General features: G+C 70.4%; 22 protein-coding genes and 1 pseudogene. 11 read left to right on the forward strand and 12 right to left on the reverse strand.

Features of this window, described 5'->3' with window-relative positions:
• Positions 1 to 8 precede the first annotated feature (8 nt).
• From OHT51_RS41055 to OHT51_RS41065, 3 genes are all read right to left on the reverse strand, one after another.
• On the reverse strand, positions 9 to 1,364 hold the full coding sequence (locus tag OHT51_RS41055) for an MFS transporter (protein WP_328883995.1): 1,356 nt from the start codon (positions 1,362 to 1,364) through the stop codon (positions 9 to 11).
• Positions 1,365 to 1,433: 69 nt separating this feature from the next.
• Complete coding sequence (locus OHT51_RS41060) at positions 1,434 to 2,909, reverse strand: NAD-dependent succinate-semialdehyde dehydrogenase (protein ID WP_328883996.1); 1,476 nt, start codon at positions 2,907 to 2,909, stop codon at positions 1,434 to 1,436.
• A 169-nt stretch (positions 2,910 to 3,078) separates the two neighbouring features.
• The gene (locus OHT51_RS41065) at positions 3,079 to 3,876 is read right to left on the reverse strand and encodes an IclR family transcriptional regulator (protein ID WP_328883997.1); all 798 of its coding nucleotides are present in this window, start codon (positions 3,874 to 3,876) and stop codon (positions 3,079 to 3,081) included.
• A gap of 221 nt (positions 3,877 to 4,097) precedes the next feature.
• Here OHT51_RS41065 and fae point away from each other — a divergent pair, with 221 nt between their 5' ends.
• The 5 genes from fae to OHT51_RS41090 all read left to right on the forward strand — a co-directional run bounded on the left by fae (position 4,098) and on the right by OHT51_RS41090 (position 9,586).
• Positions 4,098 to 4,637 carry a formaldehyde-activating enzyme gene (gene fae, locus OHT51_RS41070; protein WP_328883998.1) on the forward strand — a complete coding sequence of 180 codons (540 nt, stop codon included), beginning with the start codon at positions 4,098 to 4,100 and terminating at the stop codon, positions 4,635 to 4,637.
• A complete protein-coding gene (locus OHT51_RS41075) occupies positions 4,634 to 5,746 on the forward strand; it encodes a mandelate racemase/muconate lactonizing enzyme family protein (RefSeq protein WP_328883999.1) in 1,113 nt (370 codons plus the stop codon). The genes fae and OHT51_RS41075 overlap by 4 nt, the downstream gene beginning before the upstream one ends.
• A complete protein-coding gene (locus tag OHT51_RS41080; protein ID WP_328884000.1) occupies positions 5,743 to 7,263 on the forward strand; it encodes an aldehyde dehydrogenase in 1,521 nt (506 codons plus the stop codon). The genes OHT51_RS41075 and OHT51_RS41080 overlap by 4 nt, the downstream gene beginning before the upstream one ends.
• 80 nt (positions 7,264 to 7,343) lie before the next feature.
• Positions 7,344 to 8,282, forward strand: a complete 939-nt coding sequence (locus OHT51_RS41085) for an NAD(P)-dependent oxidoreductase (RefSeq protein ID WP_328884001.1) — start codon at positions 7,344 to 7,346, stop codon at positions 8,280 to 8,282.
• A gap of 143 nt (positions 8,283 to 8,425) precedes the next feature.
• Positions 8,426 to 9,586, forward strand: a complete 1,161-nt coding sequence (locus tag OHT51_RS41090; protein ID WP_328884002.1) for an iron-containing alcohol dehydrogenase family protein — start codon at positions 8,426 to 8,428, stop codon at positions 9,584 to 9,586.
• Positions 9,587 to 9,596: 10 nt separating this feature from the next.
• Here the strand turns inward: OHT51_RS41090 and rph are convergent, their stop codons facing one another.
• The 5 genes from rph to OHT51_RS41115 form a co-directional block, all read right to left on the reverse strand.
• Positions 9,597 to 12,224 carry a rifamycin-inactivating phosphotransferase gene (gene rph, locus OHT51_RS41095; protein WP_328884603.1) on the reverse strand — a complete coding sequence of 876 codons (2,628 nt, stop codon included), beginning with the start codon at positions 12,222 to 12,224 and terminating at the stop codon, positions 9,597 to 9,599.
• Between the two features lie 235 nt (positions 12,225 to 12,459).
• Positions 12,460 to 13,071, reverse strand: coding sequence for a 3'-5' exonuclease (locus OHT51_RS41100; protein WP_328884003.1), 612 nt, complete (start codon positions 13,069 to 13,071; stop codon positions 12,460 to 12,462).
• 122 nt (positions 13,072 to 13,193) lie between these two features.
• The gene (locus OHT51_RS41105; protein ID WP_328884004.1) at positions 13,194 to 13,790 is read right to left on the reverse strand and encodes a hypothetical protein; all 597 of its coding nucleotides are present in this window, start codon (positions 13,788 to 13,790) and stop codon (positions 13,194 to 13,196) included.
• Between the two features lie 32 nt (positions 13,791 to 13,822).
• Positions 13,823 to 14,272: an SRPBCC family protein gene (locus OHT51_RS41110; protein WP_328884005.1), complete on the reverse strand. Its 450-nt coding sequence runs from the start codon at positions 14,270 to 14,272 to the stop codon at positions 13,823 to 13,825.
• A 406-nt stretch (positions 14,273 to 14,678) separates the two neighbouring features.
• Complete coding sequence (locus OHT51_RS41115; RefSeq protein ID WP_328884006.1) at positions 14,679 to 15,179, reverse strand: DinB family protein; 501 nt, start codon at positions 15,177 to 15,179, stop codon at positions 14,679 to 14,681.
• A gap of 253 nt (positions 15,180 to 15,432) precedes the next feature.
• On the opposite strand from OHT51_RS41115, the pseudogene OHT51_RS41120 reads away from it, so the two are divergent.
• The 5 genes and pseudogenes from OHT51_RS41120 (at position 15,433) to OHT51_RS41140 (ending at position 20,920) form a co-directional block, all read left to right on the forward strand.
• Positions 15,433 to 16,040: pseudogene (locus OHT51_RS41120) on the forward strand (helix-turn-helix domain-containing protein).
• Between the two features lie 154 nt (positions 16,041 to 16,194).
• Positions 16,195 to 16,698: a DUF6817 domain-containing protein gene (locus tag OHT51_RS41125; protein ID WP_328884604.1), complete on the forward strand. Its 504-nt coding sequence runs from the start codon at positions 16,195 to 16,197 to the stop codon at positions 16,696 to 16,698.
• Between the two features lie 249 nt (positions 16,699 to 16,947).
• Complete coding sequence (locus tag OHT51_RS41130; protein ID WP_328884007.1) at positions 16,948 to 17,664, forward strand: FadR/GntR family transcriptional regulator; 717 nt, start codon at positions 16,948 to 16,950, stop codon at positions 17,662 to 17,664.
• A complete protein-coding gene (locus OHT51_RS41135) occupies positions 17,661 to 19,067 on the forward strand; it encodes a hypothetical protein (protein WP_328884008.1) in 1,407 nt (468 codons plus the stop codon). Before OHT51_RS41130 ends, OHT51_RS41135 begins: the two co-directional genes overlap by 4 nt.
• The gene (locus tag OHT51_RS41140; RefSeq protein ID WP_328884009.1) at positions 19,064 to 20,920 is read left to right on the forward strand and encodes a GMC family oxidoreductase; all 1,857 of its coding nucleotides are present in this window, start codon (positions 19,064 to 19,066) and stop codon (positions 20,918 to 20,920) included. The genes OHT51_RS41135 and OHT51_RS41140 overlap by 4 nt, the downstream gene beginning before the upstream one ends.
• A gap of 32 nt (positions 20,921 to 20,952) precedes the next feature.
• Here OHT51_RS41140 and OHT51_RS41145 read toward each other — a convergent pair whose 3' ends face one another.
• From OHT51_RS41145 to OHT51_RS41155, 3 genes are all read right to left on the reverse strand, one after another.
• Positions 20,953 to 21,267 carry a DUF4326 domain-containing protein gene (locus OHT51_RS41145; RefSeq protein ID WP_328884605.1) on the reverse strand — a complete coding sequence of 105 codons (315 nt, stop codon included), beginning with the start codon at positions 21,265 to 21,267 and terminating at the stop codon, positions 20,953 to 20,955.
• 17 nt (positions 21,268 to 21,284) lie between these two features.
• The gene (locus OHT51_RS41150) at positions 21,285 to 21,839 is read right to left on the reverse strand and encodes a PaaI family thioesterase (RefSeq protein WP_328884010.1); all 555 of its coding nucleotides are present in this window, start codon (positions 21,837 to 21,839) and stop codon (positions 21,285 to 21,287) included.
• 116 nt (positions 21,840 to 21,955) lie between these two features.
• Positions 21,956 to 22,255 (reverse strand): putative quinol monooxygenase, encoded by a 300-nt coding sequence (locus OHT51_RS41155; RefSeq protein ID WP_328884011.1) that lies wholly within the window; start codon positions 22,253 to 22,255, stop codon positions 21,956 to 21,958.
• 167 nt (positions 22,256 to 22,422) lie between these two features.
• Between OHT51_RS41155 and OHT51_RS41160 the strand changes: the two genes are divergently transcribed.
• Entirely contained in the window at positions 22,423 to 23,382 is a 960-nt protein-coding gene (locus tag OHT51_RS41160; RefSeq protein ID WP_328884012.1) for a GlxA family transcriptional regulator, read from the forward strand.
• A 127-nt stretch (positions 23,383 to 23,509) separates the two neighbouring features.
• Here the strand turns inward: OHT51_RS41160 and OHT51_RS41165 are convergent, their stop codons facing one another.
• Positions 23,510 to 24,259: an LPXTG cell wall anchor domain-containing protein gene (locus OHT51_RS41165; protein WP_328884013.1), complete on the reverse strand. Its 750-nt coding sequence runs from the start codon at positions 24,257 to 24,259 to the stop codon at positions 23,510 to 23,512.
• Positions 24,260 to 24,479 lie beyond the last annotated feature (220 nt).

The following is a 24,479-nucleotide window of genomic DNA, read 5'->3' on the forward strand; positions in this document are numbered from 1 at the left end:
TGCGGTGGCTATGCCCCGCGTGCCTTGCGCGCCGCCCGCGCGAGGTCCATGTCAGTCGTCTCCGGGGCCAGGAACTGCGAGACCAGACCACCGACGGCGAGCACACCCGCACCGATGAGGAGCACGAACTCCGCCCCGAACCGCTCCAGTCCCATCGGCAGCAGGAAGGTGCCGATGGCCGCGCCTACCCGGCTCATCGCCGTGGCGAAGCCGACGCCCGTGGTGCGCAGGGCGGTCGGGAAGACCTCCAGCGGATAGACGGCCGTCAGTGCGCTCGAAGCGGCGTTGAGGAAGATGAAGAACAGGAACCCGCCGACGATGACCGGCGTCGATGTCGGCCACAACGCGACCAGGGCCAGACAGCCGGCGGTGATCCAGAACGGCGGAATGAGCAGCCTGCGCCGGCCGATCCGGTCGACGACGAGGCAGCCCGCCGTCACGCCGGCGACAGCGGTGAAGGAGTAGACAAGCAGCGCCGCGACCGCGTTGTCGCCCATGTTGAGGGCCTCGAAGACCTGGGTCCAGAACGTGCCGATGGCGAAGTACGGCAGCACCAGGGCCGCCCAGAAGACGCTCGCGAACACCGTGCTGCGCAGGTGCCGGCGATGGAACAGCGCACCGAACCCCTCCTTCGCGGGCGCGTCACGCTCCTCGAGTTCGGCGTCGACGTCGACCTCGATGCCGTACTTCTCGATCAACGCCTCCGCTTCCTCGCGGCGTCCCTTGCTCAGCAGCCAGCGTGCCGACTCCGGTATACCGCCGCGCAGCGCCACGCACACCACGGCGATGACCGCGCTGCTGGCCAGGGACCAGCGCCAGCCGCCGTCGACCTCGGCGAAGAGGGCGCCGACGACGGTCGCCAGCGCGTAGCCGACGTACCAGCTGATCTCCAGGCTGGCCAGCAGCCGGCCGCGGCCCTGGCGAGGCGCGTACTCGGACAGCAGCGGCGCGCCGATCGCGTACTCGCCGCCGATCGCGACGCCCATCAGCAGGCGGATCAGGAAGAGTTGGAGTCCGTCGGCGACGAAGAACTGCAGGACCGAGCCGATCAGGAAGATCAGCATGTCGACGAGGAACACGGGGCGCCGGCCGAACCGGTCCGCGAGCCGTCCGAAGAGGGGGCCGCCGATGAAGATGCCGATCAGCGGGGAAGCCCCGACCAGTCCCTGCATGAGGGGCGAGAGGTGGAGGTCGGCGGTGAGCGCGGCCATCGCCATGCCGATGCCGCCGATGATGTAGCCGTCGATGCCCTGCCCGATCTGGGTGGCGAGCTTCAACTTGGTGTGCAGACGGCGGCGTTCACGCGTGAAGTCGGGAACTGCCGGGGTGCTGGACTGTTTCTGGGTCGCAGGCGTCATTGCCATGGGCGGTCCTTGTCCTGAGCGGCGTGAGCCGAGGGGGAGGGCAGGAGGGGGAGCGGGGGAGTGCCGTGATCAGAGCGGCCAGTCGAGAGCGATGTACCGCGTCTCCAGGAAGGCCTCGATGCCCTCGCGACCGCCTTCCCGGCCGAGACCGGACTGCTTGACACCGCCGAACGGGGCCGCGGGGTCGGACAGCAGACCGCGGTTGACGCCGACCATGCCCGCCTCGAGGCGTTCCGCGATCCGCAGGGCGCGGCCGACGTCGCGGGAGTAGACGTACGAGGCGAGACCGTGCACCGTCGCGTTGGCGCGCGCCAGCATCTCGTCCTGGTCGGTGAACGTGGTGAGGGGCGCCACCGGTCCGAAGACCTCCTCGTGCAGGATGCGGGCGTCGTCGGGCACGTCGACGAGGACGGTCGCCGGGTGGAAGTGGCCGGGCCCCTCGGGCGTGGTGCCCTGCGCCGCGATCTTCGCGCCGCGCCCGAGGGCGTCGTCGACGAGCGCGCGGATCTTGTCGACGGCTGCCTGGTTGATCATGGGGCCGAGGGTGACGCCGTCCTCCATGCCGGGGCCCGTTCGTACGGCGGCCATGGCGGAGCCGAACCTCTCGGTGAACTCGGCGGCGACCGACTCGTGGACGTAGAACCGGTTGGCGGCGATGCAGACTTCGCCGCCGCCGCGCATCTTGGCGTCCATCGCGCCGCTCACGGCCGCGTCGATGTCGGCGTCCTTGCACACGACGAAGGGGGCGTTGCCACCGAGCTCCATGGTCACGTTGACGACGTTCGCCGCAGCCTGCTCCAGGAGCAGCCTGCCGGTGGCGGTGGAGCCCGTGAACGAGAACTTGCGGACCCGCTCGTCGCCGAGCCAGGCCGAGACCACCTCGGGGGCACGGTCGGTCGGCAGCACGTTCAACAGCCCGTCGGGCAGGCCGGCTTCAGCGAGGAGAGCGGCGATGGCGAGGGCGGTGAGCGGGGTCTCCGGCGCGGGCTTGAGCAGGACGGGGCAGCCCGCCGCGAGCGCCGGGGCGATCTTCCGGGTGGCCATGGCGGCGGGGAAGTTCCAGGGCGTCACGAAGGCGGTGACGCCGACGGGATGCTTGCGTACGACATGCCGGAAGCCGCCTGCCGGTGCGTCCGCGAAGGAGGAGCCGATCCTGACCGCTTCCTCGGCGAACCAGCGGAAGAACTCGGCTGCGTAGGCGACTTCGGCCGCCGCGTCACGGTAGGCCTTGCCGTTCTCCAGCACGATGAGCCGGGCGAGCGTGTCCGTGTGCTCGCGCATCAGCTCGAAGGCGGTGTGCAGGATCTCCGAACGGCGCCGGGGCGGTGTCGTACGCCAGCCGGCCGCCGCCGACCGGGCCGCCTCGATCGCCGCGCGGGCATCCTCGGGTCCAGCCGAGGAGACCTCGCGGATCAGGTCGCCGGTGGCCGGGTCGTGGACGGGGTACGTCCGTCCGTCGGCGGCGGGGAGCCAGCTGCCGCCGAGGAACACATCGCCTTCGGCGAGCGGGGCCTTGGCCAGGAGGTCGATGCCGGCGAGGTTCATGAGCTGCTCTTTTCTCCGTTCCGGACGGGGGCTCGTCCGATGCGCGGTGAATTTACGAGGGCGTCATGAGGCCGACAAGACAACCTCGGCGGATCGCAACCGTGGTTGCTGTGAGGGCAACTCGCTCACCCGGTCGTCCTGCGCGCGAGCACGGGCAGCGGTGGAGCCGTCAGGTCAGGCGGGCGCGCAGCTGCGGCGTGCGCCGGGGTTCCCAGCCCAGCAGCGACGACACCCGCCCCGCCGCCCGTGCCGTCGTACGCCCCGCCACGTCGAGGCGGTCGCCGAGCCGGGACTTGGGGGCGGAGATGTTGATGGCCGCGACCACCCGGCCGCGGAAGTCGCGCACCGGTGCCGACACCCCGACCAGGCCCTCCTCGAACTCCTCGCTCACCCGCGCGTAACCCAGCCGTCTGGCGTCCTGGATGAGGGCCCACAGCTCCTGCACCGGCATCTCACCCGTCGTGCCGAAGCGGACGTACAGCTCGTCCGGTGTCGCGTCGGCGAGCAGGACGCGGCCCGCGGACAGCCGCCAGGCGGGCACCCCGCGCCCCTCCCAGCCGTGGACGCGGAAGGAGTGCCCGGAGACCGACAGCAGGGTGAGGACCTCACGCTCGCTGAGCACACACAGGTGGCTGGTCTCCTCCAGGTCCGCCGACAGGGTGTGCATGACCGGCTCGGCCACCCGCACCAGGCGGCTCTCGGAAGTGCGGGCCACCAGGGAGAACAGCCGCCAGCCCAGCCGGTACTCCAGGGTGTCGGGGTCACGCTCGACGATGCCCTCGGCGGCGAGCGCCTTCAGGGCCCGGGAGACCTGCGTCTTCTCGCGGCCCACCAGCTGTGCGAGGCGTACGACGCCGAGCCCGCCGGCGTTCTGCGCCTCGTCGGACGCGAGCGCCTCCAGCAGGTCGATGTCGCGGCGCAGGCCATGTCCGCGGGAAGCCGAGGAAGAGTCGGTCACGCAGGTCATCGTATGCGGGCACGCAGTCCGAGGAACCCCCAGGTCAGGGAGGAAGTTGTCAGGAGAGCAACCGGCATTTCGATTCCCGCGACCGCCTTGCGAGGGGATGGCGGCCGACCTAGATTCGCCGCATCGAGCCGGATGAACTGCGAGGTATGCGAGCTTTGCGCTCACTCGCCGGGTCCACCGGCCCGCCACAGCTCCCCGCTCCCGGAGATCCAGGAGATCCCATGCCTTCGCCCTTTGCCCCGACCGCGCTCATCGGCGAGTCCTTCGTCGGTGAGGGCGCCAATGCCGCCCACACGAACGTCGTGATCGGGCGCAAGGGTGGCCCCGTCGAGACCGCCTGGGCGACGGCACTGGCCACACCGAGCGCCGGGCACGTCCCGTTCATGACGGTCGTACGGCCGTCCGTCCCCGTGAAGCCGCTGACCCTGTTCGTGGCCAAGGCCGCCGCGGAGGGCGAGCTGCACCAGCGTGCCACCTGGGGTTCCGCCCAGGCCGGGCTGGCGCAGGGGATCTCGGACGCGGTCGACGCAGGGCTGATCCCCGCAGAGGAGGCCGACGACCTGCTGATCATCGCCGCGATGTGGATCAACCCCGCGGTCGACGACCTGGACGAGTCCTTCCGCAACCAGCGTGCCGCCGCCCACGACGCGATACGGGCCGCCGTGACCGGAACCCCCACCGTCTCCGATGTACAGGCCGCCGCCAAGCAGGGGCCGACGAACCCGTTCTACACGCCGACCGCCGAGGTGCTCGCCCGATGAAGATCACAGACATCACCCTGGACCGGCTGCGCCTCGAACTGGACCCGCCGTTCCGCGCCGCCTGGGACCCCGAGCCGCGCCGGCACTTCGACGCCACGATCGTCCGCGTCCACACCGACGAGGGCATCACCGGCATCGGCTCCGGCGACCTGATGGACGGCTTCGAGACGTACAAGCACCTGTTCGTCGGCGAGGACCCCCTCGACATCACCCGGCACGTCAAGGCGATCGAGACCGCCAACTTCCACGGCGCCCACTACTGGCCCCTGGAAGCGGCCCTGTGGGACATCATCGGCAAGGTGCACGGCCGCCCGGTGTCGGAGCTCTTCGGCAACGCGGCGAAGCGACTGCCGGCATACGCCTCCTCGGGCGAGCTCAAGTCACCCGAGGAGCGTGTCGCCACGGCCCTGAGGGTGCGCGAGGCCGGCTTCCGCGCGATGAAGATCCGTATCGACCGCACCCGGATCGACGAGGGCGTCGCGGCGGTGCGTGCCGTGCGCGAGGAACTCGGGGCCGACTTCGAGATCATGGTCGATCTCAACCAGTCCTGGCGGATGGCCGGCGACACGGCGAACGCCTCCGACCTCGCGGGGACCCGCAAGACCATCGCCCGCCTCGCCGAGCTCGACGTGTTCTGGGTCGAGGAGCCGCTGCCGTACGCCGACCTGAACGGCTTCAAGCGGCTGCGCGCCGAGAACCCCGGCGTCCGCATCGCCGCCGGGGAGATGCACCACTCGCCCACCGAGCTGCTGCGCTACCTCGAAGAGGACGCCCTCGACATCTACCAGATGGACGTGGTGCTCGCGATCGGCATGCACCGCGCCCGCACCCTGGCCGAACTGGCGCAGCTGAAGCACCGTCAGTTCACCCCGCACAGCTGGACCAACGGCATCGGCGTGCTCGCCAACCTGCACGTCGCGGCGGGCGTCGGCGGTGGCCCCTTCTTCGAGTTCCCCTACGACCCGCCCGGCTGGACCCCCGAGCGCCGCGACTTCATGCTCGCCGAGCCCGTCCGCGTGAACGCCGAGGGCGACCTCGAAATCCCGGACAGGCCCGGCCTCGGCGTCGAGCTGGACGAGGACGCGATCGACCGCTGGAGGATCAAGTGACGTACACCATAGACGAGTTGCTCAAGCGTTCGCACGACGAGTGGCTGACCGCGGCGAGCAAGCTCACCTTCGAGACACGCCCCTTCATCGACGGCGCCTTCACCGACGCCACCTCCGGCGACAGCTTCACCAGCGTCTCGCCGCGCGACGGCGCCGTGCTCGCGGAAGTCCAGGCCGCCGGCATTGACGACGTCGACCGGGCGGTACGGTCCGCACGTGCCGCCTTCGAGGACGGCCGCTGGCGCGACCTGGCGCCGAGGGAACGCAAGAGTGTCCTGCTGCGCTGGGCCGACCTGATCCGGGCGAACGCCGAGGAACTGGCGCTGCTGGACACCCTGGAGATGGGCAAGCCCATCACCGAGTCGGTACGCATCGACGTGGACAAGGCCGCCGAGACCATCGCCTGGTACGCCGAGGCCATCGACAAGACGTACGACGAGGTGGCCCCGACTCCGGGTGACGCGCTGGCCCTGATCACCCGGGAGCCGCTGGGCGTCGTCGGCGCGGTCGTGCCGTGGAACTACGCGCTGCTGATCGCCAGTTGGAAGCTGGCTCCGGCGCTCGCCACCGGCAACAGCCTCGTCCTCAAGCCCGCCGAGCAGACCTCCCTCGCAGCCCTGCGGCTGGCGGTACTGGCCACCGAGGCCGGGCTGCCCGACGGCGTGTTCAACGTGATCCCCGGGCGGGGCGAGGTCGCGGGGCAGGCCCTCGGCCGGCACCCCGAGGTCGACAAGATCGCCTTCACCGGCTCGGCCGAGGTCGCCCGGCTGTTCCAGGTGTACGCGGGCGAGTCCAACGGCAAGCAGGTCGCCGTGGAGGCGGGCGGCAAGTCGCCGCAGCTCGTGCTGGCCGACGCCGACATCGAGGCCGCCGCGTCCGCCGTGGCATGGGGCATCTTCTACAACGCGGGGCAGACCTGCAACGCGGGCTCCCGTGTCGTGGTCCACGCGTCGGTGAAGGACCAACTCCTGGACGCCGTCCAGCGGATCACCGCCGACACCTTCCGCGTCGGCGACCCGCTCGACCCCGCCACCGTCATGGGTCCCATCGTCGACGAGGCCCAACTCGCCAAGATCCTCGGCTACATCGAGCGCGGCAGGACGGACGGGGCGCAGGTGCTCCTCGGCGGCGGACGCACCCTCACCGAGACCGGCGGCACCTTCGTCGAGCCGACCGTGCTCGACGGTGTGGCGAACACGTCCGCCGTCGGCCAGGAGGAGATCTTCGGTCCGGTCCTCGCCGTCGTGTCGTACGACGGCGACACCGACGAGGGCGTACGGCTGGCGAACCAGAGCGACTTCGGGCTCGTCGCCTCCGTCTGGACCCGGGACGTCACGGTCGCCCACCGCACCGCCAAGCGACTGCGGGCCGGCACGGTCTGGATCAACACCTTCGACGCCAGCGATGTCATCACCCCCTTCGGCGGCTTCAAGGCCACCGGCGCGGGACGCGACAAGTCCCTGCACGCGCTGGACGCGTACACGGCACTCAAGACGACCTGGATCAACCTGGCCTGACCGGGCCGCCACCTCACTCCACCCCGTCACCTGCACACTTTTCACCTGCACACCCCTACAGAGCTGTAGCGAGGACAACGATGAGGATCGGTTTCATCGGACTGGGCAACATGGGAAGCCACATGGCCCGCCACCTGATCCACGCGGGCCACCTGGTCACGGTGCACGACGCCCGGCCCGAGGCCGCCGCCGAGCACATGGCGCTCGGTGCGCGCTGGGCCGACACCCCGGCGGCATGCGCCGCCGATGCCGAACTGCTCGTCACGATGCTGCCGAATCCGCGCATCGTCGAGGACGTGCTGCTGCGCGGCGGCGCCGCCGAGGCGCTGCCCGAAGGCGCCCTGTGGATCGACATGTCGACCTCCACGCCGGCCGCCGCGGAACGGGTCGCCGCCGAGGTGCTCGACCGGCGCGGCGTACGCCGTCTGGACGCCCCCGTCAGCGGCATGGCACGCGGCGCCGAAGCCGGGCGGCTGCAGATATTCGTCGGCGGGACCGCGGACGACTTCCGCATGTGCCTGCCGGTGCTCGAAGCCATGGGCGACCCCGACAAGGTGCTCCACGTCGGCCCGCTCGGCGCCGGCTACACGGTCAAGCTCATGATCAACCTGTTGTGGTTCAGCCACCTCGTCGCCACCTCCGAGGTGCTGGCCATGGGCGTGAAGGCGGGCGTGGACCTGGGCGTGCTGCGCAACTCGCTGCTCGCCAGCCCGGCCGCGTCGAACTTCCTCGAGAACGACATCCTGTGCGTCCTGGCCGACGGCGACTACGACGACTCCTTCGCCATGGCCCTCGCCTGCAAGGACCTCGGACTCGCCATCGACCTCGGCCGCGACGTCGGCGTCTCCACGGAACTGTCCGCGCTCGTGGAGCAGATCTTCCGCCGCGCGAAGGCGCACCACGGAGACCTGGCCGGCGAGATGAGCCCGGTCCGCCTCTACGAGGCCCTGGCCGGAGCGGACTTCCGCCTCCCGAACCCGGCCGCCGCCCACGACGACGCGGCGCTGAGCTCTGTGTGATCCGCTGGATCCGTTCGCGTCCCGCCGGGCCGGTCAACGTCCCGGCTCGGCGGGGTACGGTCCCCCTCCCTCTCCCCTTTGAGTACCGTCCCTCCCCCTTCCGAGCACCGCACGTCCCGCCGCGTCTTCAGGAGCCGAACGCCATGGGCGAGTCCCGCACCGACCAGCTGACCATCGACCCGACCTGCCGCATCGAGTTCGGCCCCGGCCGCATCGCACACCTCCCGGAGCTCGTCTCCTCCCTCGGCATGAGCCGCGCGTTCGTCGTCACCGACCGGGGTCTGCGGGCCGCCGGCATCGTCGACCAGGTGCTCAAGGTCCTGGACACGGCGGGCGTGGAGCACGGCGTGTACGACGGCGTCGGCGCCAACCCGTCCACCGGCAACGTCGACGAGGGCGCCGCCCGGGCGCGCGCCTTCGGCCCGTCGGTCGTCGTCGCCCTCGGCGGGGGCTCCGTCCTCGACGCGGCCAAGGGCATCTCGCTCCTGGTCGGCAACACCGACGCTGCGGCCGCCGACGCGGACGCGCTGTGGGATGCGCTCGACGGCCTGCCGCTGATCGCGATCCCCACCACCTCGGGCACGGGCGCGGAGACCAACGGCTTCGGCGTCATCGAGGACGCCGCCGCCTGCCGCAAGGTGTACATCGGCCACCCCTCGGTCAAGCCCCGGATCGCACTCCTCGACCCGGAGCTGACCCTCGGCCTGCCCGCCCGGATCACGGCCGCGACCGGCATCGACGCCCTCGTCCACGGCATCGAGTCGCTGGCCTCGCGCGGCGCCAACCCGGTCTCGGCCGCGTACGCCACCCAGGCGGTGGCCATGGTCGGGCGCTGGCTGCCGGCCGCCCACCGCGACGGCTCGGACCTGGAGGCCCGCGCCCAGCTGATGCTCGGCGCCCACCTGGCGGGCCAGGCGCTGACCATCTCCGGACTGGGCCTGGTCCACGGCATCGGCCACGCCCTCACCGCCCACACCAGCACCCCGCACGGCATCGCCCTCGCCGCCGTCCTGGAGGAGGTCCTGGAGTTCAGCGCCCCGGCCGCCCGGGACGCCTACGAGCAGACCGCCCGCGCGCTACGCCTTCCCCCGCCCGCCGACGGCGACTGGGCCCACGCCACGATCGACGCCGTACGCGAGATCTCCGGCGCGCTCGACATCAAGCAGCCCCTGCGCGACCTCGGCGTCCGCCCGGACATGCTGCGCCCGATCGCCTCCGGCGCCCTGGCCGACGCGGTGACCCGCAACGCACCGCGGCAGCCGACGGAGGGGGAGATCGTGGGGATCCTCGAAGCGGTGCTCTAGCCTCGGGCCTTCACGAAGGGCGTGGTCCGGCCGGTGACGGAGAAAGGATCTCGACGTACCCGTCGGTTCCGTGTACGCGGATCTGCTGCCCGTCCCGGATCAGCCGGGTGGCCTGCTCCACGCCCACGACGGCCGGCAAGCCGTACTCGCGGGCGATGACCGCGCCATGGGTCATCAGGCCGCCCACCTCCGTCACCAGGCCCGCGATACCGACGAACAGCGGCGACCAGCTGGGGTCCGTGAACGGCGTGACCAGGATGTCGCCCGCTTCGAGATCGGCATCCGCCATGTCAAGGACGACGCGGGCCCTCCCCTCGACGGTCCCGGCGGACACCGGCACGCCGACCAGGGCGCCGGCCGGCACGCCGTCGCGCCGGTACGCCCCGGTGACGGCCTCACCATCCGATGTGAGAACCCGGGGCGGTGTGAGCGCGTGGTACGACCGGAACGCGTCCTTGCGCTGCTGGATGAGCGGGCCATCCACCTGGTGCGAGCGCACGACGTCGTGGAGTTCCTGGAACGTGAGGTAGAAGATGTCCTCCTTCTCAGGAAGCACGCCGGCCGCCACGAGGCGCTCGGCCTCCGCCAACAGGGCCTGCTTGTAGACGAAGTAGCGGCTGATGATGTCGTACTTGGGGTACTCCCGGTATCCGATGAAGGCCCGGACCCGGTCGATCATCCGCTTGGCCTCGTCGGCCTTCCCGCCCCCGTCCGGCAGCGCCCGCAGGCGTGACAGCACGTCCTGTTCCTCCTTCTGCGCCTTCTGCCGCCCCTGCTCGAAGCGCCGTTCGGCGGCGCCCGGCTCGAAGTTCCTGACATGGTCGAGGATCACGGGCACGAGCGTGCTGGGGCGCTCGCGCCACCTCGGCCTCGTGATGTCGATCTCGCCGACGCAGCGCATGCCGTACCGGTCGAGGTAGGCCTCGATGGCATCGCGCGCTTCGGTCCCGCCCGCCGGCTTCGCCAACTCGTCCAGGAAACCGTCGTCCTCGACACCCTGCAGGAACGCCACCACCTCCGCATGCGGGCGGATCACATCGGCGACGTCGAGCAGGGCCAGTCCCATCTCCGAGGTGACGTTGTCGGGGGCGGACAGCGTGAGCGTGTCAGCCGCGTTCTTCTCGCCCAGCCACTCCTGCAGCTTGTCGTTGAGCCACCACGTGGCCTCCATCCCCGCCATGATCGCCCGGATGTTCAGCGGATCACCGAGGACGCGCTTGTGCTCCTCGAACGCCTCCACCAGGAAGTCGAACAGCGCCGGTCCGGTCTTCGTCCGGATGTCGCGCTCCAGAGCGGCGATGGACTCCTGGCTGCGCTCGATCAGCTCGGTGACGATGGCCGGGTCCGGGTCGGTCCCGTTCGGAGCGGGTGCACCGCCGGCCGGCGGCCTGCCGGGATCCGCGTCCGGGACCGACGGGACGAAGCCGTCGCGGTCGAGGACCGTCTCCAGAGCGTCCCTGATCAGCGGATCGCCCTTCCCCATCGCGTCCAGCAGGGCGGCGCGGCTCGCGGGCGCGGCCAGGCGCCGGGTGACGTCGACGAACAGCCTCCCGCCGGCCTCGTGCATCGGCACCATGGCTGTCAACTGCCACATGGAGAGCCCCAGGGGCTTCATGGGGTCGGTCATCATCTGCCCATGACCGACGGAAACATAGACGTGATTCTCCTGGTCGTCGGCCGTCGGGATGGGGAACAGCGTCGTGATCGGCCGGCTCTGAACGATCTGGAAGTCGTCATCGACCAGGCACCATTCGATGTCCTGCGGACAGCCGAAGTGCGCCTCGATCCGCCGCCCGAGCTCCACGAGCCGCACGACCTGCGCATCCGTCAGCGCCGGCTGCTCCTGCCGCTGCGCGTCGATCGCCACTTCCTGCGTACCGCCGGCCGGCAGGGCGTGAACGGCACGCTGCTTGGCGGCGATCGCCTTGGCGACGACTTCGCCGTGCCGCACCTTGAAGACGTCCGGGTTCACCAGGCCGGAGACCAGAGCCTCGCCGAGGCCGAAGCCGGCGTCCACGGTGGCGACCTTCCGGTTGCCCGTGACGGGGTCGGCCGTGAACAGGATGCCGGCCGCATGCGGGAAGACCATCCGCTGCACGACCACGGCCATGAGGACCGTACGGTGGCCGATGCCGTTCCGCTGGCGGTAGGTCACGGCCCGCTCGGTGAACAGCGAGGCCCAGCACCGGCTGACGTGCTGGAGGATCGCCGGCCCCACGACGTTCAGGTATGTGTCCTGCTGCCCTGCGAAGGAGGCCGTCGGCAGGTCCTCCGCCGTCGCGCTGGACCGGACGGCGTAGGCGGCCTGCTCCCCGAGCCGGCCGAGCGCCCGGGTGATCGCCGCCGCGAGATCGTCCGGGATGGCGATCCCTTCGACGGTCCGACGAATCTGCGCGCTGAGCGTGCGGATCGCCTCCCGGTCGGCCGGGTTCAGGCGCGACAACTGCTCGAGCAGACCATCGATCGACGGCGCTTCCGCAATGATCCGCCGGAAGGCGTCCGTCGTCACGCAGAAGCCACCCGGCACGCGGATGCCCTCGATCCGCGACAGCCCGCCCAGATGCGCACCCTTGCCGCCGACGACCGCGACCTGCGTCTCGTCGACCTCGTGCAGATCCACCACGTACTGCTCAATCACTTCGCTACCAACTTTGCCGTCGACAACAACACACGCACGCCGTGCCCCCGTTTCCGCAGGTTGTGGCATCGGCCGACGATTCTGCGCCCTGACCCGGGCCTTGCGGCAAGCCCCCCGGCGCGCTATAAGTTGAGAGTGGCAAGGAGACATCTCTCCTTGCCTTTTCCGTTTGGCCCTCGAATCGAGCAGCCACACCGCGGGTCGCCTCACCCCCCGGACCCATGAACGATCGCGGCTAGCCGCTGTAAGGGCGCCGCACACATCCGTCGGGCAGGGCGGCGCCGGTGCTGCACAGGTGTTCAAGGGCGGCGGCGAAGGAATAGCAGTCGAAAAGCGCGGAGTGCTCTTCACCGGCTGCGGGCTTCGGGAGACCGAGCACCTGCCACAGGCGCCCCACGTTGACCGTCGCCGTCTCCGGGGCGAGAGTATTCAACCAAGGTCGGATATTCAGGAAATGGGCAGCGAGGTACCCATTCTTGACCTCTTCGCCTCGCGCTCGCGCCCAGCCCACGTTCTCCCCGAGAACCACCATGTCGTTGCCGTAGGAGAGCACCGACTCGCCCCGGCAGAACCCCAGGAACTCGCCCAGTGCCTCTGACGGAGAAATCGCCTCTCGATCCAGCGTCTCCTGGTCGATGCCGGTGAGATCAGTGAAGTACGCGGAAAGCCGGGGGTTGGCCATGGGCTGCACCAACGCCTCGAACTCCTCGACGACGGAACAGTCCTCGCGCAGGCGCAGCGCACCGATCTGCACGATCTCGCGAAGCTGACCGGTCGCGCCCCAGTCCTGCTCAAGTGCCCCCGGCCATGACGTGAACTCAAGGTCGAACACAACGAACGTGGACACAACGAGTCTCCCTCTGGCGTGAGTCGCCGTCAGGTTACCCCGGCGATGACAGTCCTCCATTGGAATGGAGGGTTTCCCGCCACAGCAACTTTCGGTATTCGTCACGGAGTCGGCATATTTTGTTAGTGGCCCGTACCGCTTTCATTTCCTTGTGTGCCGGTCGCCTCTGTCGCCCCCGAGTGGGCGACCTGTGAATCCGAAAATTCGGCGAGCGTGCGGAAGTCGTCCTCACGGAGGCCGATTCGGGGGTTGACGTGGTGCAGAAGACCAGGACCCCGGTGGTGGGCGGTTACGTACACGTCGTCGAGATCACTCTGCTCGTCGTCCACCCAGGCGAAGGAACGACCGTTGGCGTAGTCCACAAGGGGACCGGTCTTCCAGTGGACTCCGTCGGGGCGCTCTTGGAGCAGGGCGTCGCCGAACTCGACGAAGGGGAGCTCGGGAAGGCCGAGCACCGGGGCGATCCACCGATTGGCGTCGTCCATCCATGTGGTGGCCCAGCACAGCTCGTAGTCGAGCTGGAGCAAGGCTTGCCCGTGCTCAGGGTTGAGCCAGACCCGCAGAGGCCGCCGCCGAACCGAGAGTCCTCCGGGTTCCCCCGGGTTCCCGCTGTCCTGGGGCACCCTGAGTGTGATGTAGCCGTCGGGGCGCTTCTCTGGGTTGGCCGCATAGGGGTTGAGTGGCCCGTCCACATCCAGGAACAGCAGTGGTCGGTTCACGATCTCTCCCTTGCCGGTTATCACCGTAGGCATCACTGAGTCGGCTTCGACTCCTCTGCGTAACGGGCCAGGCCTTCCGCCATTCCCTGCATGAACTTCTGGAGGTAGCGCGGCATGACCAAGGCCCACAGTCTGCTCGTCTCGTACGTGCCGTACCAGTGAATAACCGTGCCCGCGGTCGCCGTCGGAGCCAGCTCTATGCGCGCGTGATAGTTGCGCATCGACGAATTGAACGCGTCTTCGTAGGCCAGGAGGCGTTGCTCGACCTTCTCGGTCAGCCGCTCACCGGTGACGGTGCGTCCCGTCCGGAAAGCGCGGACGGCGCCGACGCCGTCGTCGCCGCCGGGGTCGAGGTCGACCGACCGTGTCGTGTCCAGACTGTCCACCTTGGACCACAGCGGCCAACTTGCCGCGTCGACCAGCAGCTTCCACACGATTGCCGGCGAGGCACTGGTAGTCACGGTGACGTCGTATTCGTGCATGGTGGAGGGCTCCTGTGAGTGGATACGGGTGGCGTCCCGGTTTGTCGAGGGCGCGGTAGAGCTCGAAGCCGTCCGACGGGACTTGGGCCGGCTGTAGGTTCGCGCGTACTCGTTGATCTCGGCGCCCGTGAACGGCGACCGGGCAGAGGTGCCGCCGAACGCCGTGCCACGGAACGAGACCTGGGGACAGAACAGTGCAGCAGCACGACCGGCGTTCCGCTGCCGCCGGTCACGTAGTGCATACGCACGCCGTCGACGTCGGCGAACCCGTGTCGGAAGGTGCCGGCGAACCGGGGTGAGCAGGAGGGTGAGCACGACGGTTGCCGCTGGGCGCGCGGATCGGAGGAAGCGGCGCGGCGACGGCCGGGGTGCTGTGATCATGGGTTCCCTTCCTGGAGAAGGTGGATCAGCGGCCGGTCGTGCCGTCGATGAGTTCGCGGAGGATGTCCGCGTGGCCCGCGTGCCGGCCGGTCTCCTCGATCATGTGGGTGAGTGCCCAGCGGATGCTGGGAGCGGGGCGGTCCGGCTGCGGCCGGGGGACCGGTGCGCCGAGATCGGGGCACGCGTCGAGAACGTCGTTCGCGCGCTTGACCGCGTCTCGGTAGCGGGCGACGACATCGGCCACGCTGTCCGCCGGTGCGGCTCGGAACGTCGCGTGCCAGTCGGTGACGTCCTCCCCGAGGAACATCGAGCGCTCCACGAAGGTCAGGTGGTTCAGCAGGCCGAGCAGGTTCGTGCCCGAGGGCACTGCGGCTGTTCGCACTTGCAGCTCTGGAGCGCCGTCGACCTTCGCGGCGATCGAGGTGCGGAGGTAGTTGAGGAATCCGCGCAGGACCTCGGACTCGTTGCTTCCGGTCCGGGGCGGCGGGGTGTCGCGGCGGCGGTTGCGGCGCTTGGTGTTGGGCACCGTGGTCTCCCTTCCTGGGGCAGGTCCATACCCACGGCGACTTCCCGCGGGCTCGGGTGGCAGATGTCGGATCCTGGTTCCACGACCACGACCACGACCATGACCACGACCACGACGATGATTTCGATCACGACCACGTCCATCGCGCGGCCGAGCCGTGAGGTGTCGTGTCGCGTCCTGCCGGAATGCACTCAGTCTTGCCACGCACCCCACGACCTGGCACGAAATCTTGCGGTTACGGCAAGATGGCCTGATGGACCGCAAGACGGACGACGACGTGCTTGACGGTGTGGGGCCGCGCCTTCGTGCGCTGCGTCGTGCCCGGGGCATTACCTCGCCCACCTCGCGGCGACGACCGGCGTCTCGGAGAGCACTATGTGCCGGCTGGAGAGCGGGCAGCGCCGGCCGAGCCTGGAACTGCTGCAGCCGCTGGCCCGCACGTATGACGTCCCGTTGGACGAGCTCGTCGGCGCCCCGCGCACCGGCGATCCCCGGATCCACCTCAAGCCGATCAGCCGGTTCGGGATGACGTTCGTGCCCCTGTCCCGGCGGCCGGGCGGGGTGCACGCGTTCAAGATGATCATCCCGGCCTCACCGGAACCGCTCGAACCGACCCCGCAGACCCACGAGGGCTTCGAATGGCTCTACGTGCTCAACGGACGCCTGCGGCTCGTGATCGGCGAGCGCGACCTGACGCTGCCGCCCGGTGAGACGGCCGAGTTCGACACGTCCTTGCCCCACTGGCTGGGCAGCGCCGACGGCGGCGCGGTCGAGCTTCTCATCCTGTTCGGCCTGCAAGGGGTCCGTGCACACGTACGCACCGACCCTCATCGATCGCCGCAGGCGGGGAGCCGGCGATGAACCACCGATGAAGCACCGATGAGCGGCGCGCCGAGAGGCAGGGCGACGCCGACGACCGAGACCGCCACACCGGTGAGAGGACATCCGAACCATGGCATCAGCCAGGCAACGACCGCTGACCGGACAGGGCCAAGCGGCTGTCGAGGCATTTCTGATGGACCGGGGAGCCGCCGCGATGCCTCATCCCGGTGGCACCTTGCTGGAGCATCTGCAGCGCGTTCAGCGGTTGTTGGCCGATTGGGGAGCCGATCCCGCCGTCCGGGCAGCGGGTCTGTGCCATGCGACGTACGGAACCGACGGTTTCGCACCGACCCTGCTTCCCCTCACCGACCGGGCGACGCTCGTCGCGCTGATCGGCGAACGGGCGGAGGCGTTGGTGTACCTGTACGCCAGCTGCGACCGCGCCACCGTCTATCCCCGTCTCGACGGCACCGCCGCAGTCGTCTTCCGAGACCGTTTCACCAGCCGTGAGCACCGTCCAACGCCCGACGACCTGCGGGCGTTTATCGAGATCACGGCAGCCAACGAACTCGATGTACTGGCACACAACGCGGAACTGGCCAAGCAGCACGGACCCGGGCTCTACGGCCTCCTCAAACGGACCGGCCCATTGCTGTCGCCCGCCGCGCAGGACGCCGTCGCCCGGCAGTTGGCATAGGGCACTGCGTCGGCGGGGTTACAAAGTCGGTGTCCCGCACCAACTACGGTGGCCTCCAGACCCGAACACGACCTCCCAGCTCACTCCCGGAGGCGGCGTTCCCGATCCCGCGGCAGGGGACGCGTGCGTCCTGCCGGCCAGGCCGAGCGCACGTCGAACTCCGTTCCGCGGAACATTCGTTGACCCGAGGTCAATATTAGTGGTTCAGTGGATGAGTCACTGATCCACAGCACGGTTGGAGGTGCCGGGATGGAAGCACTGCCACGCGAGACCGTCGTCGACGTCCTTGAGAAACGGCTGCGCGAGGACATTCTCGCCGGGCGGCATCCGGCGGGGAGTTATCTGCCCCCCGAGCGTGAACTCGCCGACGAGTTCGGCGTCAACCGCACCACGCTCAAGCATGCCTTCGGCCGGCTGGCGCAGTCAGGGCTCCTGGAGACGCGACACGGGGTGGGGACCCGCGTCCGGGATTTCCTGCGCCTCGGCGGCGCGGATCTTCTGCCGATGCTCGTGCGGCACAGTCCGGACTGGATCGGTGAGATCTTCGAAGTACGGCGCAGCATCGGGGCGTTGATCGCGGAGCGTGCCGCTGACCGGGCCACCGAGGCCCAGGTCGCCGAGCTGCGGGCGCTGCTGGCGGCGGTCGGGGACGCGGACGGCGCCGACGACGTGCAGCTGGCGGACGCCGAGGTGCACCGGGCGCTCGCCCGTGCCACGGGCAACCGCGTGTATGTCCTGCTGACCAACACCCTGTTCAACGCCTATCTGCCGGTGCGCGCAGCGCTGGTCGGGCCCTTCAAGGAGGCCGGCGCGGCCCACGACCGTCTGGCGCCGGTCGTCGAGGCCGTCGCCGCCCGCGACTCCGAGGCGGCGCGAGTCGCGGCGGGCGCCTATCTGTCGGCGACGGAACGCATCATGCTCGAGGGCCTGGCGCGCTCGCGCGAACGCCGGGACGGTGCGCTGTGACCTCACGCGGAACGGAGTTCCAGGAGGCGATGCTGGGGCGTGTGCACCTGAGCGACGAGGATCGTGAGCGCCCGATGCGCCTGGACCTTGTGGTCCGGTCCGACGACCTGATGCTGCCCCACCGCACGACTCGGGCGCGCCTGACGGGAAGGGTGCGCATAGCCGGGCGGGCGGACGATGCCGAAGCCGCCGGTGAGCTGGAGATCTCGCCGCTGGCCCGCCGCAGGATCCGCTACCGGATCACGTTCGCCATGGAGGGCCGGCGCCTGGTGCTGGACGGCTGGAAGTCCATCTCGCCCGCGCGCCCGCTCTCTTCCATGACCTTGCTGCCGTACACCCTCTACGAGGACGGCGAACGGGTGGGCGAGGGCACACTCCGCTTCCCCCTCGCCACCGGCCTGTTGCCCTTCCTGGCGAGCTTCCGCTTCCCGCCCTCGGCGCAGTCCGCACCCGCACCCGCAGCCGACCGGTATCTGGCCTCGCGGTGGGACGGGAATCCCGGGCGCACGGAGGTCTGGTACACGACCCTGACCGATCCGGTGACCGGCAGCGGAGTGTGGCTGCACCACGAAGTGGTGGCGCCGACCGATGGCTCCGGCGCCTACGCACACGGCTGGGTCGCCGTCTTCCCGAAGGACGGCCCCGCCGAGCACGCACGCTTCGGCCCCGTGCCGTGGACAGAGGACCAACAGGGCTTCGCCACCAAGGACATCAGCGCCCGGCCCGGCCGTCTCACCGGTTGTGCGGGGCCGTTCACCTGGTCGCTCACCGAGACGCCCCTGAGCGCGCCGGTCCACACCTTCCCCCGCTGGTCGTGGCGACGCCCCTGGCTGCCGGCCAGTCACATGCTGCCGGCCGCCCGTTGCCACTACAGCGGAACAGTCCGGTACGGGGCCGACGAGCTGCGGCTGGACCGGGCGGTCGGCGCGAGCGCCCGTATCTACGGCCACGGCAACGCCCGGCGCTGGGCGTGGCTGCACGCGGACCTCGGCGGCGGTGACGTCCTGGAGATCGTCGCCGCGGTATCCATGCGACGCGGACTCGACCGACTGCCACCCCTGGTGTTCCTGCGCCTGCTGCAGGACGGGCGTACCTGGCCCCGTCGCGCCGAGCGCGCCGCCGTGGGCTGGGCGGGACTCGGCCGGTTCCGGGCGGACATCGGTCTGCCCGAGTGGCACGTGACCGGCCGCGCGGGCCGGCGCCGCATCCGGGTGACGGTGACCCAGCCGCCGGAGCGGACGCTGGCCCTCGACTACACCGACCCCGACGGATCTCCCGCGGTGTGCCGCAACACCGAGACCGCGGACGCCGTGGTCAGCGTGGAACGCTGGTGGGGCACATGGCGTCCGGAGGCCACCTGGCGGCTCTCCGGCACCGCCCACGCGGAGGTCGGCGACCGATGAATCCTTCAACTTCCCCTGGACTTACCGCTCTTGCCGAGACGCTGCTCGCGGACGACGGCACGGCCGAGTGGACCCGGGCCGTGCCACGGCGCCTCGAGACGCTCTTGGCTGCCATGCCCGCCCCCGCCCGCATCGCGATACACGGCGCGACCAAGGCGATCAACGCCTACACCGTCGCCCGCACGGGCCGGCGGCTGCCCGCACTCGGGCCCGCGGAACGCGAGCACGTCATGGCGTCGCTCGCCTCCCACCGGGCCCTGCTGCCCCTGCTGGACGCGGTCAAGGTCCCGGTGCTGCTGGCGGCCGGCACCGCACGGACCGCGCACCAAGGGTCCGCAACCTCAGTGACCGCGGCCGACGATCCGCCGCTCGACTGCACCCCTTCCCGGGAGTGGCCGACACGTTCCACCGCAGATGCCGTCGTCGTCGGAACGGGGGCGGGCGGCGCGATGGCCGCCCGGACCTTGGCCCGCGCGGGGCTGCGAGTCGTCATGGTCGAGGAGGGGGAGCACCACACCACCGCGTCCTTCGGGCGCAGGGCTCCCCTCGACCGCTTCACCGACCTCTACCGGGACGGCGGCGCCACGCTCGCCCTCGGGAACCCACCGCTGGTCCTGCCCGTCGGCCGCGCGGTCGGCGGCACCACCGTCGTCAACTCAGGAACCTGCTACCGCACACCGGACCACGTCGTCACCCGCTGGCTGACCCACCACGGATTCGACGTCGCCGAGGGCTTCGACGCACACCTCGACGAGGTGGAACGCACCCTTAGAGTGGCGCGCCAGCCGATGGACGTCCTGGGCAACAACGGGCTGCTCGCCCTGGCCGGCGCGAAGGAACTCGGCTGGGCCGCGGCACCCCTGCGCCGCAACGCCCCCGGCTGCCGGGGCTCGTGCCAGTGTGTGGTCGGCTGCCCCACCGGCGCCAAACAGAGCGTCCAGCTGTCCGTGCTCCCCGACGCCTGCGCGGCCGGCACCGCGATCGTGACGGGCGCCCGCGTCCTGCGGATCCTCACCGACCGCGACCGGCCCGGCGGTCCCCGGGCCGCCGGAGTGGTGGTCGGCCGCCCCGACGGCAGTGAACTGGAGATCCTCAGCTCCCTGGTCGTGGTCGCCGCCGGTGCCCTGCAGACCCCGCAACTGCTGCGCCGCTCGGGTCTCGGCGGGCACCCTCGGATCGGCCGGAACCTCAGCGTGCACCCGGCCATCAGCGTCGCGGGCCGCTTCAGCCGCCCGGTCACCGGCTGGAAAGGGGTCCTGCAGAGCGTAGGAGTGGAAGAACTGCACGCCGAAGGCATCCTGATCGAAGCCACCGCGGCGCCCCCGGGGATGAGTTCGTTCGTGCTGCCGGGCGTCGGACGCGAACTGCGCCGCGAAGTGGAGGAGACGGAGCAACTGGCGACCCTCGGCGCCATGGTCGCCGACCGTCCCTCGGGCCGTGTCCTCGGCCGGGACCGCACCCTGCTGCGCTACGACCTGGCACCGCGCGATGCCCGGCGCCTGCTCCGAGCCCAACGCGCCATGGGCCGCCTGCTGTTCGCCGCCGGCGCCGAGGAGGTACTGACCGGCGTTCCGCATGCCCCACGCGCTCGCACGCCCGAGCAACTGGAGGCGCTGCTCGACACGGTGACGGCTCGGCACCTGCACATGTCCGCGTTCCACCCCACGGGCACGGCCGCCGCCGGGACGGACCCGGAGCGGTCACCGGCCGACGCCGAGGGACGCCTTCGTGGCGTGCGCGGGGTGCTCGTCGCCGACGGGTCCGTGCTGCCGAGCTGCCCGGAGGTGAATCCGCAGCTGAGCATCATGGCGGCCGCCCTGGGCGTCGCTGAGCGCTTCGTGGCGGATGACTGAGCCAGGGACCGGCCCGCCTCCGGGACCACACGCTACGGCGCGAGCGAATCGGCCAGTTCGGCGATGACCTGCGCGTGGCACGGCTGAGGAACGCACCAGCAGCCGAGCCTGCGGCCACGGAGGGCGGGCAGCAGATCGAGCAGGTCCGGACGGCTCAGCAGATGGGTCCGGTACTTCTCGATCACCGCCTCCCGGGTGCCGTCCCGGCCGGGCCGGAAGGGACTTGCGAGCGGTGAGGCATCGAGGTCCCATCCGCCGCGGCGCATCGCGCGGCCGACGTAGACGACGTCCGCGTAGTCCGGGTCGTCGCGATGCCCTTTCATGTTGACGACCGTCGTCCGGTTCACGTCGCTCATACGCACCCTCAGTCCGCGCCGGGCAGGGGGAACACGGCGCAGGTGGCGGTCCCGTGCGCATACAGCTTGCCGTCGGCTGCTCCGACGAGCCGTGCCTGTGCGGTCGCGGTCGTGCGGCCGACGTGGACGGCGGTGCCCTCGCAGCGCAGCGTGGGAGTGGTGTCGCACACCGGCCTGACCATGTTCACGCCGAGCTGGACGGTGGTGTAGGCACGGCCGGCCGGCAGAGCGCTCAATACGGCGGTGCCGAGCGCGGAGTCGAGGAGGGTGGCCATAAAGCCTCCGTGGACCGTGCCCATGGGGTTGAAGAGATGCTCTCCAGGCTCGCCCTCGAAGACGGCCTGCCCCTCCTCGACCGCCACGAGGCGAAACCCGAGGGTGGTGCAGATCGGGGCCTCGGGCAGGCGGCCGTCCAGGCTCATACGGGCCAGCTCGATGCCCGTACGGGCGCCGGCGGTCGCGTAGCTCGTCGGCGGTTGCCAGGTGTGCGTACGTGAGCGGGATCGGGCGGAGGGCACCCCGTCGCCGGTGGTGCTGCCGTCCTTGGTAGCGGGCTGTGCCATGGTCTCTCTTCCTCAGTCTGCCTCGGTCGGCCGGGTCGGGGCCGTGGCCGATGCGCACGTGTGTGGAGTGCGCCGGCCGGCAGCGCAGGTCGGGGCGCTGCCGGCCGGCGGCGGGATCAGGGGAGCTTCACCGCCAGGAGGTCGACCGGCCGGATGTCCGGTGCCTCACTGAGCATGGTTTCGGCCGCCCCCATCAGCGCGGTGGCGATCTTTCCCTGGAGGTGCCCCTGACGCCCCTGCTCGTCGGCGAAGGTGTCGAAGACCCCGAAGGTGGTCGCGTCCTGCCGGAACGCGAACCAGGTGACGGTGTGCTCCTCCTGCTGCGCCAGTTGGACGGCGTCCCGCAGCAGAGCCTCCACCTTCTCGGCGTACTCCGGCCTGGCCTCGATGCGGGCCAGCAGTCCCAGCTTCGTCATGCTGCATTCCTGTCTGTGGTCATGGCTGAACGTGCGGTTGTCTCTGGTCATCGGTGAACGTTCGGTGCTGGTCCCGGGCACCGGATGTCGTCCGGACACCACAAAACTAGGCCGCCGCAGTCGTCTCGCCCAGCGTCGGAAACGACGCATCCGATATCGTTTCCGTCATGGATGTGGCGGTACTGGCGTACGACGGCGTGTTCGACTCCGGGCTCTCCGCCCTGCTCGACGTGATCGACGGGGCGAACGCCATGCGCGAGGAACTCCCCAAACCACCGCCCGCCTGGAACGTCTCCACGGTCGGCTTTCGCCGCCGGATCCGCACCGGAGCCGGGCATGTGGTCGAGACTCTCCCCGCGGACACGGCGAAGGGCGCGGACCTGCTGCTGGTGCCCGCGCTGGCCGAGCGACGGCCCGACGCCCTGATCGCCCATGTGTCGGGTTCGGCCACCGAGCCGGTACGACGCCTGGTGGCCGCGACGCGGGAACGTGGCACCCCCATCGCGTCCGCTTGCACGGGCACGTTTCTGCTGGCCGAGTCGGGGGTGCTGAACGGGCACCGGGCCACGACGAGTTGGTGGCTCGCACCGTACTTCCGTAAGCGCTACCCGGCGGTGACCGTCGACGAGACCCGCATGGTCACCACGTCCGACGGGGTGACGACGGCCGGCGCGGCCTTCGGGCACGTCGACCTGGCGCTCGCGATCGTACGGATGAGCAGCCCGGCCCTCGCGGATCTGGTTGCGCGCTACCTCGTCGTCGACGAGCGCCCGTCGCAGGCCGCGTACACGATCACCTCGGCCCTCGCACAGAGCGACCCCACGCTGGCGGCCTTCGAGCGCTGGGCCCGGGTGCACCTGGACCAGCCGGTCTCGATCGCCGACGCGGCACGCACCCTAGGCGTCAGCGAACGCACGCTCCAGCGCATCGTGCGCCGCACGCTCGGTACCTCACCCGTCCGCTTCGTCCAGGACCTGCGTGTCGAGCACGCCTCACACCTGCTGCGGACAACGGACCTGCCCCTCGAAGCCATCGCCCGCAAAGTCGGCTACGAACACGCCAACACCCTGCGCATCCTGCTTCGCGAACGCACCGGAGAGACGGCGAGCTCCCTGCGGGCGCGATGAGTTCCAGGCCGGCCGAGGGGGACTGCTGCTGTGCGTGGAAGCAGCACGGCTGCCGGCGCACAGACCGCGGCGGCGCGGAGCCGATGTGTGCTCCGCGCCGCCACGGTGGCGTCCGGTATGTGATGCGCTAGCGGCGGGACGCGGCCCTGCCTCGCCGGTACAAGAAGGTCCCGGCGGCCAGCAGCGCTCCGCCGCCGGCCATGGCGGCCAGGACACCTTCATCGATGCCGGTGTCGGGCAACTCCCCGTGCGGGGCCGGCTTCTCGGGTGCACGCCTGGTCGGCGTCGGAGTAGGTGAGGCCGGCGGGGTGGTGTGCGGCGGAGGCGTGGGCTTGGGCGGCTCCTCGGGGCCGTATCCGGCCGGTTCGTCGGGGCCGTATCCGGCTGGTTCGTCCGGGCCGTATCCGGCCGGTTCGTCGGGACCGTATCCGGCCGGTTCGTCGGGGCCGTACCCGGCTGGTTCCTCCGAGCCGTATCCGGTCGGTTCGTCGGGCCCGTACCCGGACGGTTCCGACGGCCCGTACCCGGACGGTTCATCGGGCCCGTATGCGGATGTCTCCCGTGTGCCGGACGCGTCCCCACGGCCGTTCGCGGACGGTTCCCCTGTGTGGTGCCCGGACGTGTCTTGCGAGTCCTGGCCCCACATCTTGTCGAACCGGGACATGGTGTCTTCGACCTTGGAGTGCATGGCGTCAAATTGCTTGACGTCGAACGGCTCGTCCGGGACCTCCCACTGGAACGCACGGCTCGACGGCGCTGTGGGCGCATCCGCCTCTGTGCCTTGTGGATCGTGGGCCGCGAACGCCCATGTGCCGCACAGGGACAGGGCGCTTGTGGTGGCGGCCACGGCCAGTGCCCTGCTGAGGATCTGTCGCACTCTAGTTGTCTTTCTCTCGGACGGCAGGGTCGCGGCGCGTGCGAACGCAACGGCACCTACGCACTCGCCGAGACGGGCAAATTGTGCACGAATGGTGAAGGTTCGCAGGTGTTGAAATGCTTGTACTGCTCTGGAATTAACCCAATCGTCCCTCTGTGGGGCTAGTTGGCACGAAGCGAAAGGCCCTGCCGCGCCGGAGATGAACCCGGCGAGGGAGGGC

Source organism: Streptomyces sp. NBC_00299 (assembly GCF_036173045.1).
GTDB lineage: Bacteria > Actinomycetota > Actinomycetes > Streptomycetales > Streptomycetaceae > Streptomyces > Streptomyces machairae.